This window comes from Gottfriedia sp. OAE603 (genome assembly GCF_040543965.1).
Taxonomy (GTDB): domain Bacteria; phylum Bacillota; class Bacilli; order Bacillales; family Bacillaceae_G; genus Gottfriedia; species Gottfriedia solisilvae.
Genome location: NZ_JBEUNN010000001.1, coordinates 986,446 through 1,001,963 on the forward strand (window position 1 = coordinate 986,446; position 15,518 = coordinate 1,001,963).

The following is a 15,518-nucleotide window of genomic DNA, read 5'->3' on the forward strand; positions in this document are numbered from 1 at the left end:
AATGATTTGAAAAAATGGGGATATTTAGCAATAGGACTGTTAAGTGTCCTATTAATCAGTTTTATTGGATTTTTACTCATCGTTTTTTTAGGAAACTATGTAATAGATGAAGAGAAGCTTGTCATCCACTCTTCTTCTGAAATGGTTGATCTTGAAGGGAACTTTGTTTCGAAATTATATAATGAAAACCATCAAATTGTTTCGATAGATGATATTCCAAAATATACACAACAGGCGATTGTATCAATAGAAGATGAACGTTTTTACAAGCATCACGGGATCGACGTCCAATCAATATTTCGGGCTATCATTCATGATTTAAAGGCATTTAGTAAAGTTCAAGGTGCAAGTACACTTACACAACAACTTGCTAAGAACGTGTTTTTAACAAATGATAAAACATTTATGAGGAAGACAAAAGAGGTTATTATCGCCATTAACCTCGAAAGAAAATATACTAAGGATCAAATTTTAGAAATGTATTTGAACCAGGTGTATTTTGGACATGGAGTATATGGTATTGGTGGTGCATCTAAGTATTATTTTGGGAAGGATATAGAAAATCTCTCATTAGAAGAAAGCGCCTCTTTGGCAGCATTATTAAAAGCTCCTTCACATTATGATCCAGTTTCACAGCCAGAAAGAGGTTTAGAACGTAGAAATTTAGTCTTGTATAAAATGCTAGATAATCATTACATTACAGAAGCGGAATATCGTAATACAAAGGCCAAGCCTACGGAGTTGAATATTACTGAGCAGAAGTTTGAAAACGGCTATGCAACTTATATTGACATGGTTATTAAAGAGGCTAAAGAAAAATTCGATATTTCATATGATGAGTTGTTAAATGGTGGTTATAAAGTAGTTGTACCAATACATAAGAAAACACAGTTAACAGCATATAAGTATTTTAAAAATGGAAACTACTTTCCTGGTACTGATGAGAATGCGGAAGGTGCATTTGTTTTAGTTAATTCAAAAACAGGTGGAGTTGAAGCAGCCATTGGAGGAAGAAATTATTACTTCCAAGGATTAAATCGAATTAATGTAAAAAGACAACCAGGATCAACAATTAAGCCATTACTAGTTTATTCGCCAGCACTGGAGACAGGTAATTATAATCCATATTCATTAATACCTAATGAACAGAGTGCTTTAGGTGATTATAAGCCTAAAAACTATAATAATGAGTATTCAAAGAATATGACAATGTATAAAGCAATACTTGAATCAGCAAATGTGCCAGCAGTTTGGTTACTAAACGATATTGGTATAGAGGTTGCTAAAAATTACTTAGAGAAAATGAATATAAATATTCCAGATAGAGGACTAAGTATGGCATTAGGTGGGCTTAAGAATGGGTTAACACCATTAGAACTTGTGAAAGCATATAGTACCTTTGGTCACGAGGGAGATGCATTAGAACCATTCGTAATAAGTGCGATCTATGATCATAACAATGAATTAATAGCGAATGCGAAAATTAAAGAATATAAAGTTTTTTCATCTCAGACTTCGTGGTATATGACTAAGATGCTAAGTGGTGTTGTAAAGGAAGGTACAGCAGATAAGGGGGTATTCGAAGGAGATTTAGCTGGAAAGACAGGGTCTACAAATATTCCAGGTCAAACAAACGGTAATAAAGATGCTTGGTTCGTAGGATATACACCAGATGTAATTGGTACAATATGGATGGGTTATGATAAGACAGACGCGAAGCATTTTTTACGAAATGGTAGTACTTATCCAACTATTTTATTTAAGAAGATTTTAAGAGAAGCTGGAAGAGAACCGACTACTGAATTTGAAAAACCTAAAAATATCGCAGACTTAGATTCTCCAATCGATCTAGAACCGATTAGTAATCTAAAATCGAAAGTATCTTTCTCTCCATTTGGATTATTCTCGGTGAAATTAACTTGGAAAGTACCAACTGATGAAAGACAGCAATACCATATTTATCGAGTGAAAGATGGAAAAGAAAAATTAATTGATACAATTACAGGTGTTGGCGAATATCGTGATACTTTTGTAAATGTATTTAATGTTTCTTCATACTATGTCGTTCCTTATAATCCTCAAACAAAAGAAGAGGGTGAGAGGTCTAAACTTGTCAATCCAAACATAAGAAATAAAGAATAGACATTTTAAGGCTCTCCTTCTTATCTAAAGATTTGAAGGAGAGCTTTTTATTTGTGGATTTACATCAATTAACGGGTCGTTAATTATAATAATTATTAAATAATAAGAATTATATAGTTTATTATTCGATATTTTAGTTATATTTTGATATAATTTTTTATGGGAAAAGACAAATAGTTCAATCGACCTAGCAATTGATAAAAAATGTAAATTAAGTGAACATTATGTGTCATTAATCAAGTTATCTATACAATTCAAGGTCCAATCAGTATATTTAAAAGTAGAGTTTGGAAAAGTGAAAGGGAGACTTTTGAGGATGAAAAAAGATTTTAACGATACATTTCTAAGAGCGGCAAGAGGAGAATCAGTAACGCATACACCAGTTTGGTATATGAGACAAGCAGGACGTTCTCAGCCAGAATATCGAAAAATTAAAGAAAAATACTCATTATTTGAAATTACTCATCAACCAGAATTATGCGCTTATGTAACAGCGCTTCCAGTAAATCAATATAATGTAGATGCTGCAATTTTATACAAGGATATTATGTCGCCACTACCTGCGATTGGCGTAGATGTGGAGATTCAATCAGGTGTCGGTCCGGTTATTAGCAATCCAATCCGTTCTTTAGCAGATGTGAAAAAGTTAACTGATATTCATCCAGAAGAGCAATTACCTTACATCTTTGACACGATTAAATTACTTACAACAGAAATGCTTTCAGTACCGTTAATTGGATTTGCAGGCGCACCATTTACGGTTGCAAGCTATATGATCGAAGGAAGACCTTCTAGAAACTATAATAAAACAAAATCATTTATGTATGCAGAGTCTGAAGCATGGTTTGCTTTAATGGATCATTTAGCAGAAATGACAATTAAATATGTAAAAGCTCAAGTTGATGCTGGAGCTAGTGCAATTCAATTATTTGATTCATGGGTTGGCGCATTAAATGCAGCGGACTATCGTGTTTATATTAAGCCTTGTATGGAGAAAATCTTTACAGCACTAAAAACTTTCAATATCCCGACAATTATGTATGGTGTTGGAGCAAGTCATTTAATCCATGAATGGAATGATCTTCCTATAAATGTCATTGGTTTAGATTGGAGAACTTCTATTACAGAAGCACGTTCACTTGGAATTACAAAAACGCTTCAAGGAAATCTTGATCCATCATTCTTATTAGCTCCATGGGAAGTAATCGAAGCTCGTGCGAAGGAAATACTTGATGAGGGCATGGCAAATCCAGGTCATATCTTTAACTTGGGTCATGGTGTATTCCCAGAAGTAAATCCAGATACTCTTAAACGTTTAACTAGCTTTGTACATGAGTATTCTTCGAGGGTACAAGTTTAAAATAAAGGACTATGGTGATGACATGAAAGAGAAAATTGGTTTATTAGTTATGGCATACGGCACGCCATATAAAGAATCAGATATTGAACGATATTATACAGATATTCGTAGAGGTAGAAAGCCTACCCCTGAAATGTTAGAGGACCTAACTGATCGTTATCGAGCAATCGGTGGAATTTCTCCATTAGCTAAAATAACGTTAGAACAAGGGAAAGCTTTAGAAAGCGATCTAAATCAAATACAGGATAAAGTAGAATTTAAAATGTATCTTGGTTTAAAGCATATTGAACCATTCATTGAAGATGCAGTTGACCAAATGAAAAATGATGGGATTACAAAAGCAATTAGTATTGTACTTGCTCCTCATTATTCTACTTTCAGTGTGAAATCTTATAATGAACGTGCTACAAATCATTCAGAAAAGATCGATGGCCCAATCATTAAACATGTAGATGATTGGTATAGAGAAGAGAGATTTATTCAATATTGGGTTAGAGAAGTTGAAGAAATTCTGGAACCTATGAATGATAATGAACGAGAAAAAACTGCTTTTATTTTCTCAGCACATAGTTTACCAGAAAAAATTCTTACTTACGGCGATCCATATCCAGAACAACTAAAGCAAACAGCTGAGTTAGTTGTAGCACAGGCAGACATTAGACATTATTATCTTGGCTGGCAAAGTGCTGGTAATACACCTGAACCATGGCTTGGTCCTGATGTACAGGACTTAACACATGAATTAGATGAAAAATATGATTTTGATACGTATGTGTATTTACCTCTAGGATTTGTAAGTGAGCACTTAGAAGTACTTTATGATAACGATATAGAATGTAAGTACGTAACAGAGAAAATACAAAAAAGATATGTTCGTCCACCAATGCCAAATACGGATCCATTATTTATTAGTGGGTTAAGTACGGTTGTTTTAAGAAAGTGGAATGAACAATAAATAGTGTTTTCTAAATAGGAGGGCTATAGATGAAAAAGAAGGTTGTCATTTTAGGCGGAGGAATTACTGGTCTGACAGCTGCCTACTATTTGAAACAAGAGCAAAAAAAAACAAAACCTTCCAGTTGATATTCAGTTAATTGAAGCATCAACGAAGCTTGGTGGGAAAATACAAACAGTAAGAAAAAATGGTTTTATCATTGAACGAGGACCTGATTCATTTTTAGCTAGAAAAAAAAGTGCATATCGCCTTGCAGAAAATCTTGGCATTCAAAATCAGATTGTTCATAATACTGCAGGTAAAGCATATGTATTGGTAAATAATCAACTGTATGGAATGCCAGAAGGTTCAAATATGGGAATTCCAACCCAAATAAAACCATTCCTATTCTCTGGACTTTTTTCACCAGCAGGAAAAGTACGAGCAGGACTTGATTTCGTACTTCCGAAAACCCAAGTTGAAGGCGATATGTCTTTAGGTGCTTTTTTTAGAAGAAGGTTGGGAAATGAAGTAGTTGAAAACTTAATTGAACCACTTTTATCAGGTATTTACTCAGGCGATATTGATAAGATGAGTTTAATGGCGACTTTCCCTCAGTTTTTTCATCTTGAGCAAAAGTATCAAAGCATTGTTCGTGGTATGAAAAAAGAAATGCCTGTTAAAAAATCAAAAGGTCCTAGAAAAGGAATTTTCCAGACTGTAAGTACGGGTTTAGAAACGATAGTAGAAAGAATCGAACAAGAACTTGATCAAAATGAGATTTTAAAGGGTGTACAAGCCATTAAGATTGATAAAAAGAATAATGTATATGAAATTACATTAAGTAATCAATCAAAAATCGAAGCAGATTCAATTATTGTTGCACTTCCGCATCGTGTAATTCCAGATTTATTTAATGAAGATACTGTTTTTGAGCCATTCCGAAAAGTTCCTTCAACTTCTGTAGCCAATGTGGCACTTGCCTTTCCTGAAAGTGCAATTAAAAACGATATAAATGGTACAGGTTTTGTTGTTTCAAGAAATAGCGACTATAATATTACGGCATGTACCTGGACACATAAAAAATGGCCACATGCTTGTCCGAAAGGGAAAGTATTGCTTCGCTGTTACGTAGGACGACCAAATCATCAAGATATTGTTGATCAAACTGATGAAGAGTTAGTTAAAATCGTTTTAGAGGATTTAAGGAAAACAATGGACATCGCAGAAGAGCCAGAGTTTTACGTTGTATCAAGATGGAAAGAAGCAATGCCTCAATACACAATTAATCATCAAGAGCGTACGAAACATATGGAGCATTACTTACAAAATGAAATGCCTGGTGTATCTGTTATCGGTTGTTCATTCTATGGTTCAGGCTTACCAGATTGTATCGATCAAGGTGAGAAAGCAGTAAAAGATACAATTCAATATTTATTTAGTGGTCAAAAAGAAGTAGTTCCAAGTTATTGATATGAAAACAGAGCAGTCTATAAGTTGATTTAAGTAGTGTAACTTGAATCAACTTTCGACTGCTCTTTCTATTTTAGAAGCTATTTTTTAAACAGTTAGAACAAGTATTACTGTAGCAATCATGTTGCTCTTCAATCGTCGAATTACATTGTAAACATTTTTTCTTAGGTAAAAGTTTTAAAAATTCCGACATTTTAACAAGCACGCTACCCACTCCTTTAAGTTATCTTATTAGCATTGTATTACTACAATGTATTAAATGTCAATCTGTATTAGTACAATTTTAAAAATAATATAAATGCCTAATCTTTATTAAAACTAATAAAGTAATATATCCAAGGTATAATATAATCGAAGGAGTGAAATATTTCATGAAAGTAACTGTGATTGGTTATTGGGGCGGTTATCCAGAAAAAGGAGCAGCGACATCTTGCTATTTATTTCAGGAAAAAAATTTCTCACTATTAGTAGATTGTGGCTCGGGCGTATTAGCAAGCTTGCAAAATTACATAGACTTAAAAAGCATAAATTGTGTAGTTATTTCGCATTATCATCATGATCATATAGCTGATATTGGCGTGCTACAATACTATAAAATTATCAATGCCGCAAATGATGGTTATGCATTACCAATATACGGACATGGACTTGATCAAGAAAAATTTAAAACTTTAACGAATAAGCAAGCTACGATAGGATACGAGTATAACCCTAATGAAGAACTAAATTTAGGTCCATTTACAATACGTTTTTTGAAAACAAAGCATCCTGTAGATTGTTTTGCGATGAGAATTGAAACAGCAGATAGTACAGTTGTTTATACTGCAGATTCGAGTTACATGGAAGAATTTATCCCTTTTTCTAAAGATGCAGATTTACTTATTTGTGACTGCAATATGTATGAAAATCAAGACGGCACAAATGCAGGACATATGAATAGTAAAGAAGTGGCGACGATTGCACAACTTTCAAATGTAAAACAATTGCTTTTATCACATTTACCTCACAGTGGAAATACAAATCATTTAATAGATGAAGCAAAAAAGTATTATAATGGTCCTATTCAGACTGCTTATACAGGATTTGAATGGAAATCAATTTAATATAGGAGGACTCACATGCTTTTTTTAGATAATAGAGGAATTACAGATCCAACGTTAAATTTAGCAATGGAAGAGTATGCTTTAAAGCATTTAAATCCAGAAAATACATACTTTTTATTTTATATTAATGAACCATCTATCATTATTGGGAATAATCAAAACACAGCCGAAGAAATAAATACAGCATATGTAAATGATCATAATATACAGGTTGTCAGAAGATTATCTGGTGGCGGAGCGGTATATCATGATTTAGGTAATTTGAACTTCAGTTTTATTACGAAGGATGATGGTGATAGTTTTCATAACTTTAGAAAGTTTACAGAGCCAGTAATCGAAGCGCTAAAAGAACTTGGAGTAAATGCGGAGCTAAGTGGACGCAATGATATATTAGCAGAAGGTAGAAAAATATCTGGAAATGCACAATTCTCAACTAAAGGCAGAATGTTTAGTCATGGGACATTACTTTTTAATAGTAATATAGACGAAGTTGTCAATGCATTGAATGTAAAGCTTGATAAAATTCAATCAAAAGGAATTAAATCAATCAGAAGTAGAGTAGCTAATATTAAAGAATTTTTGAAAGAAGATTTAACAATCGAAGAATTTAAAGATTTGTTATTGCAATCTATTTTTAAAGAACATGGCTCAATTGAGCGCTATGAATGGTCTGATGAAGATATTAAAAATATTAAAGAGCTAGCAGATAGCAGATACCGTTCATGGGATTGGAATTATGGAAAATCTCCTAAATGTAATATTCAACAAAGTAAAAGATTTGCTGCAGGACAAGTTGATATTCGCTTAGAAGTAAATAAAGGCATCATTGAAACTGTTAAAATTTATGGTGACTTTTTTGGTGTTGGTGACGTGTCAGATTTAGAGCAAACGCTAGTTGGTACAAAATTTGATCAACAAGAAATTGAGCGGAAATTGCAAGATGTTAATTTAAGTTATTATTTTGGAAATGTAACGAAAGAGGAATTTTTAAGCTTATTCGTTTAAAAAGAGTGGATCTCCACTCTTTTTTTATTGCTTTTAAACATGTAATATTTCCTTCTTGTCAGAAATGTTTTCTAGCAATATAATATATTTAGAATATTTTAAATTATTTTTAAAAAGGGGGTAATTTCTTGAATTTAGTTCATACGCTTTCACAAACTGCATTAAAACATCCTGAACATACTGCTGTAATTTTTGAAGGGCAATCATTTAGCTATGCACAATTGAATACATACATAACAAAGTTTGCTAGTGGTCTTTCAAAATTAGGAATTGAAAAAGGGGATAAAGTTGCATTAGTTGTTGGTAATTCCCCACATTTTATTATTGCACTATATGGTGCGTTAAAAGCTGGAGCGGCTGTCATACCAGTTAATCCACTATATTCACCAGACGAATTAATTTATATTCTAACAAATGGTGATGCCAAAGCTGTCATTACATTAGATTTATTTCTTCCACTAGTTGAAAAAGCTTCACCAATTCTTCCTAACATTGAACACTACATTATTTGTGAAACAAAACAAGAACATCCTTATGATTTTTCAGACAATAAATTGAAATCGTTTACAAATGTGGTTGGCCTTGGAGATTTAACATTCGAAGGACCAGAACTACATGAAGATGATTTAGCAGTAATTTTATACACATCAGGTACTACAGGTAAACCAAAAGGTGCGATGCTTACTCATAAGAATTTATATTCTAATGCAATGGATGCTGGTCATTTCTTAGGATTTACTAGCACTGAAAAGGTAATTGCAACGCTACCAGCCTTCCATGTTTTCTGTCTAACTGTAGCGCTAAATGCACCATTAATGTATGGAGCAACTGTTATACTTGTACCGAAGTTTAGCCCAAGTGAAATATTTAATATCATTAGAACACAAAAAGCAACTGTATTTGCTGGCGTTCCAACAATGTATAATTTCCTATATCAATACCCAGAAGGAAAAACTGAAGATTTTGAGTCAATTCGTTTATGTATTTCAGGAGGCTCTTCATTGCCGGTAGCATTATTAGAGAATTTCGAAAAGAAATTTAACGTAATGATTTCAGAGGGCTATGGATTGTCAGAAGCTTCACCTGTAACGACATTTAATCCTTTAGATCGTCCTCGAAAAGCTGGATCAATTGGCACGAATATTAGCAATGTAGAAAATAAAATTGTCAATGAGCTTGGAGAAGAAGTTCCGGTTGGTGTCGTTGGTGAATTAATTGCACGTGGTCCAAATATCATGAAGGGCTACTATAATATGCCAGAAGAAACGGTAATGACAATTCGTGATGGTTGGTTATACACTGGTGATTTAGCACGCAGAGATGAAGATGGCTATTTCTATATCGTAGACCGTAAAAAAGAAATGATTATTGTGGGTGGATTTAACGTATATCCACGTGAAGTAGAAGAGATCCTTTACAATCATCCTGAGATAGTAGAATGTGCTGTAATTGGATTGCCTGATGATAACTTCGGAGAGAGTGTCAAAGCTTATGTTGTCTCTAAAAATCCTTCATTAAGTGAAGAAACATTAATAGAATATTGTAAAGCTCACTTAGCAAAATATAAAGTGCCAAAATCTATTGAATTTATTTCAGAGCTTCCAAAGAATGCAACTGGAAAAATTCTAAGAAGAGCATTAAAAGACTCAATCACACAATCATAAATATTCAAACAGAAAGGTACTACCTATATGGGGTTGTACCTTTTTTTGTTAGAAAGAATACATACAAGCTATATGATGTCATAAAATAAAAAAAGAGAGAGTTTAATTATCTTTTTATGTTCTAAAATTTTGGACAAAGTTGATAATATAGAAGTGGGGGGATTACATGAAACAGTCGAAGAAATCAAAAGTATCAAAGTTTATTTGGATTGGTTATCTCGTTTATATCATTTTTGTATTATTATACTTTTATGTTTTCACAGATTCTGACTTACCAGCAAAATACAAAGGTACATTCGTTGATCCAAATACATTTATGGACCATAAAGAAGCTAAAATTAGTACAAGTTATAGTACACTTAAAAATGTTTTGTATTTTATTAGCATACCATTGGATTGGATCGTTCTGACGCTCTTATTGTTAAGTGGGTTTATTGGGAAATTAGGTGAATCATTAAAGAAACTGACTCGATTTCATTTTATTCAAGTATTCCTCTATTTCTTTTTTGTTTCAGTCTTAACTTATTTAATCACATTACCTCTAGACTTATATCGTTTTAAACTTTCTACGAAATATGGATTAACCGTACAATCCTTTAGTAGTTGGATGAAGGATGAGATTATTGGTTTTTGGGTAAATTTCGCTATTATGTACTTTGTTATTTATGTTGTGTATCTATTAATTAAAAAACAACCGAAAAAATGGTGGATCACAACATGGTTATTAAGTATTCCATTCACTATTTTTCTTACATTTATTCAACCAGTAATCATAGACCCTTTATATAATGACTTTTATCCATTAAAGGATAAGAAATTAGAAGAGAAAATCGTATCTTTAGCTAAAGAAGCAAATATTCCTGCTCATAGAGTGTATGAAGTGAATATGTCAGCTAAAACAACTACATATAATGCGTATGTAACTGGAATTGGTAAAAACGCTAGAATCGTTCTTTGGGATACTACACTAAAAGGACTAACAGATGAAGAAATATTGTTTATCATGGCCCATGAAATGTCTCATTATGTTAATAAAGATATTTATAAAGCAATGTTTGGAACATTAGTTGGTAGTTTAGTCGGATTATTTATCCTTGATAGATTAATGAAGATTACACTATCAAGGAATAGAGAATATAATTCACCTGATAAAATGATGGTTGTGTTAACATTATTTTTATTATTTAGTGGAATCATTGGATTTATCTCGGAACCAATTTCGAATGCAGTTTCAAGGCATGCCGAGAAAAAAGCAGATTTATATGCTGTTAAGCTGACCAATGATGCAGAAGCAGGTATCATTGCTTTTCAGAAATTATCAAAAAATAGCCTTACCCAAGTAGATCCACCATTTTTAGTAAAATTCTTCCGATATGATCACCCTACGATGTTAGAAAGAATGAAATATTTGGAGGAAGCTAAAAAATAATATAACTCTAAATTGAATAATATTATTTTCAGTGAGAAATGAATAGAGAAAACGTAATAATACTTAGAACTAACATAATAGTGATTATTAAACAAAATAGTAGTTTAGAAAAAAAACACTTGGTATACTCCAAGTGTTTTTCTAATTTATTTATTTATTTATTTATTTATTTATTTATTTATTTATTTATTTATTCATTTTTTCTTAAACATAAAAGGAAGTCGTAATATAATAGATAAAAATAAAATGATAACAACAAGTAAAGCAGCTGATTGATTTGCAATTTTCATTGCATCCTCTACTAAAGCTTCAGATTGAATATACCAAAGCTGAACAGGAAGGGTAGCACCAGGACCTGTTAATGAGAAGTCCCACATTTTATCAGAGGCACTTGTACCACCAGCAAGTAAAATTACAGCTGATTCACCCAATGCTCGACATGCTGTTAATGAGATACCAGTGAAAATTCCGTTTAATGCTGCCGGAAGAATGATTGTGATAATACAAGTTGCTTTTGATGCACCTAATGAATAAGATGCTTCTCGATAGCTTACTGGTACATTACGAATGGATTCTTCAATAATTCTTGTTAGTGCTGGTAAATTTAAAAATGATAGCGTAATTGCAGCACCAATGACAGTTAATCCAACATCAAACACTTCTACAAATAATACATAGCCAAATAATCCGAAAATAATTGAAGGAACGGATGCTAGTGCCTCAACACATGTACTAATCCAATCAGTTAATTTATTTTGTTTTGCATACTCTGCTAAGTAAATACCTGCACCAAGTCCGATCGGAATTGAGATAACAAGTGAAATGAGTAAAATATAAAATGTGTTAAAAAGAAAAGGACCTACGCCTCCACCAGCATCTATTTCTTCTGGTAATCCTACGAGAAAATGAAAATCAATCGTTGTTAATCCTTTACTAAGAATCTTTAATAATAAGAAAAGAATGATCCCAAAAGTAAAAATAGTAATTGATGATAAAAGGAGTTTCATAACTTTATTGATTGTTCTGTTTTTCTTAATGCTTTTTTCAATATTTATAGGAGTCCTAGTCATCTTCATGCTCCTTTTTTGCGTAAATTTCGGATGATAATGATTAATAATAGTGAGATACATAACAAGATAAAGGCCATCATATACAGTGCGTAATTCCAAGTAGAGTCATAGGATACATTTAATATTTCCATTACGATATTACTTGTAAGGACAGAAGTCGGCATTGTTAAAGATTTTGCGATTTGGGCAGTGTTACCTATTACCATGACTACAGCCATTGTTTCTCCGATTGCGCGTGCCATTCCAAGAATAATTGCAGTTGTGACCCCAGAGCTAGAAGCCGTTATTAGGACTCTACGAATCATTTGAAAATGTGTACTTCCAAGTGCATAGCTTGCATCTTTTAAATCATTCGGAACGGCCGTAAATGAATCTTCTGAGATTTTTACAACAGTTGGAATACACATCAATGTTAGAACGAGCGAAGCAGCTAGTAAACCACTACCTAAACCTGTCTGAAATGTGTCTCTAATTAATGGAATTAGTAAAGTTAAACCAATATATCCATACACAATGGATGGAATTCCAACTAAAATATCTAGAGTTAATGACAAAAAATTGCGAAGCCATACTGGCGCAAATTGCGTATTAAAGATCGCAATACTTAATGAAATTGGAACTGTAAATAATAAAGTCAATGCTGTTAAGCAGAGTGTACCGATTATGAAAGAACCAGCACCAAAGTGATTTTCATAAGGCTCCCATTTGAATGATAAGAAAAATTCTTTAAATGATACATCATGAAATACATGAATTCCGGTTTTCCCTATAAAATAAACAATTGTAAATAAAATAATTCCTAATATTAATGAACTACAAAAACAGGCTATTAGAAATGAACGATTAAAAATAGTAGATTGAAATGTAGTTTTCTTTTGAGTTTGTCTGAAAACTTGAGATATTTCTACTTGTGGAATAGCCATGAATATCCTCCTTTTCAAAAAACAAACCCCACAAAAAGGGGGTTTGTTTTTCAATTCTTCTTGTAAAATTACTTCATCTCACTAACAGGTATGAATTTTAAGCTTTTAAGGGATTTGTTTTGGAATTTGCTGCTTTGCATAAATTTGATAAATTTCATATTTGCTTCTGAAACATTACTCTTTGTAATTAAATATCCGAAACCCCAAACTGGGTATTTTTTAGCTTTTACATTTTCAACAGTTGCTTTCACGCCATTATAGCTTAATGCTTTTAACCCACTTGAAGGTGTAATATAAGCTAAATCAATATAGCCGATTCCATAATCGTCTCCAGCAACTTTAGATTTCATTAATCCACTACTTGAAACCTTCTCTACATTAGATCCAGAATCCTTAATATCTTCACCTTTTAATGCTTTTTTCTCAAAGTTTACACGTGTACCTGAACCAATACTTCTAGTGTAAACATTGATTTTTTTATCAGGACCGCCAACTTGTTTCCAATTCGTAATTTTACCTGTGTAGATATCTTGTAGCTCTGAAGTTGAAAGATCACTTACAGGATTATTTTTACTTACCACTGCTGCAAACGGGATAACTGCAATTTTATAAGCTTTTAAATCAGAGAATGTAGGTAATCCAGTTACTTTTTCAGATGTCGCATCCCAGTCAGCTGCACCAATCGTTGCTGAACCTTTTTTAACTGCCTGTGGTCCAGCGATTGAAGAAGAACCAGATACAGAAATTTTAATTTTTGGATTTGATTTTTTAAATTCTTTAGATGCTTGGTTTGTTAAAGGAAGTAATGCAGTAGAACCAGCAATAACGATACGATTTTTATCAATTGCAGCTCCAACATTGTCCTTTGTAAAAGTGTTACTTACACCAAATGCAAGAGCAGTAGTTAAAACAGCGATAGATAGTTTTTTTGTCATCTTTTTCATGTTTGATTTCCCCTTTATTATTTACTTAGTAATGTAAAGTACTTTTCCGTTATTGACGAAGGCTGTTTTTTCTTCGCCATCATCTCCATAAGTGAAGGCTAGCTTAGTCGTAGAAGTTGCTGTTATTGAATTGATTGTTTTATTTGTTTTAAAAATCGGTTTTAACAAGCCGCTTTCTGTTAATTCGAATACTTGATCACCTGATGAGAAAGACTGTACAAGTAAAACTTTTCCATCCATTGTTTTCGTTAATAGATGAAATTGTTTTCCGTTAAAAAGTGCCATCGTTTGGTTATTTAATGGGTTTTGAACAAGCAGTTTTGTTAATGCATCTTCATCATCCGTATTTTGAGATAAATAACTAATGAAGCCACTTGGAAGAACTGTTGGATAAATTTTGTTATCAGGTGTATTAGTTAATTGCACAGCGGTTGCCGTAGCGACAGATGTATCAATTGACCAAAGATCTTGGCCAGCAGTTGAATCATCAATTACTGTCGTTTCACCTGTTTCAGGGTCAACTGTAGAAGTCGCTGTTTTTGTAACAGAATATACAAATTTTAATGGTGCTTCTGAAGCAATCACTAAATCTGATTTATTTTCTACTTTGTCAGCTGCTAATGATTTAAATTCACCTGAAGCTAAATCTAGTTGTGAGATCGTTGTATTTTTATCTCCTTCTATAAAGAAAATTTTCTTAGAATCCCCAGACCAAATTAAACCAGTTTTTGGTTCTACATTTTTATCGAACTTAGTTACTTTAAATGTTTTTAAATCAATCGTGTTAATGATTCCTTCGTCATCAACGAAAACAGCACTATTACCATTATTTGAAACAATTAAGTCTTGGTATGGTAATGTCTTTTCAATTTTCATTGAAATTGGATTCAGAATATAAGTTTGTAAAGTATCTTCTGTATCACCAGTTACTAATAGCTTTCCACCAGCTATAAATTGTGTTTCATATGTATCAGCTTGGATTAGTTTTGTTGAACTGATATATAACATTGAAGTATTTTCTGTTTTTACAACTTCTTTTCCAAAAACAGAAGCAAACACGTTCGCATCTCCAAATGGAACACCTTTATGATTTACGATTGATAGATTGAATTTCTTATTGTTTAACAGAGTTAAGTTTGTTTTGAAATTGAATTGTAAACTTGTTTTTGTTTTACCGGAGACCAATTTATATTCAATGGAGTTCGTTTTCTTGTTGAGGTTAGATGTAATTTTTAAAGCTGTGCTTAAATCTTTTAAAGAATATAATTCTTTGCTACCATGTTTGAGCGTAGCGATATTTTTTAATGAACCGTCAACTGAAATCTGTTTTTTTGCTGTCACATAATTTACTGATGATACTTTTGATGCAGCATGCACAGAATCATGAAGGGTCGGTATTACTTGGCTCGTTATGATTGTAGAAGCTACAACAAGAGCTGGAATTACTTTCTTCATTTTCTTTCCCCCTAGG

The 15,518-nt window shown here is 32.6% G+C and carries 12 protein-coding genes and 1 pseudogene; 8 read left to right on the forward strand and 5 right to left on the reverse strand.

The window, feature by feature from the left end; genetic code table 11:
- The first annotated feature begins 6 nt into the window (after positions 1–6).
- The 4 genes and pseudogenes from ABID96_RS04965 (at position 7) to hemY (ending at position 5,909) form a co-directional block, all read left to right on the forward strand.
- Positions 7–2,142: a transglycosylase domain-containing protein gene (locus ABID96_RS04965; RefSeq protein WP_483301328.1), complete on the forward strand. Its 2,136-nt coding sequence runs from the start codon at positions 7–9 to the stop codon at positions 2,140–2,142.
- A gap of 316 nt (positions 2,143–2,458) precedes the next feature.
- Positions 2,459–3,502 carry a uroporphyrinogen decarboxylase gene (gene hemE / locus ABID96_RS04970; protein WP_192601085.1) on the forward strand — a complete coding sequence of 348 codons (1,044 nt, stop codon included), beginning with the start codon at positions 2,459–2,461 and terminating at the stop codon, positions 3,500–3,502.
- Between the two features lie 22 nt (positions 3,503–3,524).
- Positions 3,525–4,457 carry a ferrochelatase gene (gene hemH, locus ABID96_RS04975; RefSeq protein ID WP_192601086.1) on the forward strand — a complete coding sequence of 311 codons (933 nt, stop codon included), beginning with the start codon at positions 3,525–3,527 and terminating at the stop codon, positions 4,455–4,457.
- 29 nt (positions 4,458–4,486) lie between these two features.
- Positions 4,487–5,909: pseudogene (gene hemY, locus ABID96_RS04980) on the forward strand (protoporphyrinogen oxidase).
- A 73-nt stretch (positions 5,910–5,982) separates the two neighbouring features.
- On the opposite strand, the gene yhfH reads toward hemY, so the two are convergent.
- Positions 5,983–6,102, reverse strand: coding sequence for a protein YhfH (gene yhfH / locus ABID96_RS04985; protein ID WP_371870381.1), 120 nt, complete (start codon positions 6,100–6,102; stop codon positions 5,983–5,985).
- Between the two features lie 178 nt (positions 6,103–6,280).
- Here yhfH and ABID96_RS04990 point away from each other — a divergent pair, with 178 nt between their 5' ends.
- The 4 genes from ABID96_RS04990 to ABID96_RS05005 all read left to right on the forward strand — a co-directional run bounded on the left by ABID96_RS04990 (position 6,281) and on the right by ABID96_RS05005 (position 11,110).
- Positions 6,281–7,012: an MBL fold metallo-hydrolase gene (locus tag ABID96_RS04990; protein ID WP_192601088.1), complete on the forward strand. Its 732-nt coding sequence runs from the start codon at positions 6,281–6,283 to the stop codon at positions 7,010–7,012.
- Between the two features lie 15 nt (positions 7,013–7,027).
- Entirely contained in the window at positions 7,028–8,017 is a 990-nt protein-coding gene (gene lplA / locus ABID96_RS04995) for a lipoate--protein ligase (RefSeq protein ID WP_192601089.1), read from the forward strand.
- 128 nt (positions 8,018–8,145) lie between these two features.
- Positions 8,146–9,681, forward strand: coding sequence for a fatty acid--CoA ligase family protein (locus ABID96_RS05000; RefSeq protein WP_192601090.1), 1,536 nt, complete (start codon positions 8,146–8,148; stop codon positions 9,679–9,681).
- 166 nt (positions 9,682–9,847) lie between these two features.
- The gene (locus tag ABID96_RS05005; RefSeq protein WP_192601091.1) at positions 9,848–11,110 is read left to right on the forward strand and encodes a M48 family metallopeptidase; all 1,263 of its coding nucleotides are present in this window, start codon (positions 9,848–9,850) and stop codon (positions 11,108–11,110) included.
- Positions 11,111–11,304: 194 nt separating this feature from the next.
- On the opposite strand, the gene pstA is transcribed toward ABID96_RS05005, so the two are convergent.
- The 4 genes from pstA to ABID96_RS05025 all read right to left on the reverse strand — a co-directional run bounded on the left by pstA (position 11,305) and on the right by ABID96_RS05025 (position 15,502).
- Positions 11,305–12,180 (reverse strand): phosphate ABC transporter permease PstA, encoded by an 876-nt coding sequence (gene pstA / locus ABID96_RS05010; RefSeq protein ID WP_192601092.1) that lies wholly within the window; start codon positions 12,178–12,180, stop codon positions 11,305–11,307.
- A 2-nt stretch (positions 12,181–12,182) separates the two neighbouring features.
- Complete coding sequence (gene pstC, locus ABID96_RS05015) at positions 12,183–13,103, reverse strand: phosphate ABC transporter permease subunit PstC (protein WP_192601093.1); 921 nt, start codon at positions 13,101–13,103, stop codon at positions 12,183–12,185.
- A gap of 68 nt (positions 13,104–13,171) precedes the next feature.
- Positions 13,172–14,047 (reverse strand): phosphate ABC transporter substrate-binding protein, encoded by an 876-nt coding sequence (locus ABID96_RS05020; protein WP_192601094.1) that lies wholly within the window; start codon positions 14,045–14,047, stop codon positions 13,172–13,174.
- A 21-nt stretch (positions 14,048–14,068) separates the two neighbouring features.
- Positions 14,069–15,502, reverse strand: coding sequence for a hypothetical protein (locus ABID96_RS05025; protein WP_192601095.1), 1,434 nt, complete (start codon positions 15,500–15,502; stop codon positions 14,069–14,071).
- Positions 15,503–15,518 lie beyond the last annotated feature (16 nt).

Excerpts from the sequence above, each read along its gene's own strand:
- hemE (WP_192601085.1), top strand. The coding sequence starts at position 2,459 with ATGAAAAAAGATTTTAACGATACATTTCTAAGAGCGGCAAGAGGAGAA.
- hemH (WP_192601086.1), top strand. The coding sequence starts at position 3,525 with ATGAAAGAGAAAATTGGTTTATTAGTTATGGCATACGGCACGCCATAT.
- yhfH (WP_371870381.1), bottom strand. The coding sequence starts at position 6,102 with ATGTCGGAATTTTTAAAACTTTTACCTAAGAAAAAATGTTTACAATGT.
- ABID96_RS04990 (WP_192601088.1), top strand. The coding sequence starts at position 6,281 with ATGAAAGTAACTGTGATTGGTTATTGGGGCGGTTATCCAGAAAAAGGA.
- lplA (WP_192601089.1), top strand. The coding sequence starts at position 7,028 with ATGCTTTTTTTAGATAATAGAGGAATTACAGATCCAACGTTAAATTTA.
- ABID96_RS05005 (WP_192601091.1), top strand. The coding sequence starts at position 9,848 with ATGAAACAGTCGAAGAAATCAAAAGTATCAAAGTTTATTTGGATTGGT.
- pstA (WP_192601092.1), bottom strand. The coding sequence starts at position 12,180 with ATGACTAGGACTCCTATAAATATTGAAAAAAGCATTAAGAAAAACAGA.
- pstC (WP_192601093.1), bottom strand. The coding sequence starts at position 13,103 with ATGGCTATTCCACAAGTAGAAATATCTCAAGTTTTCAGACAAACTCAA.
- ABID96_RS05020 (WP_192601094.1), bottom strand. The coding sequence starts at position 14,047 with ATGAAAAAGATGACAAAAAAACTATCTATCGCTGTTTTAACTACTGCT.
- ABID96_RS05025 (WP_192601095.1), bottom strand. The coding sequence starts at position 15,502 with ATGAAGAAAGTAATTCCAGCTCTTGTTGTAGCTTCTACAATCATAACG.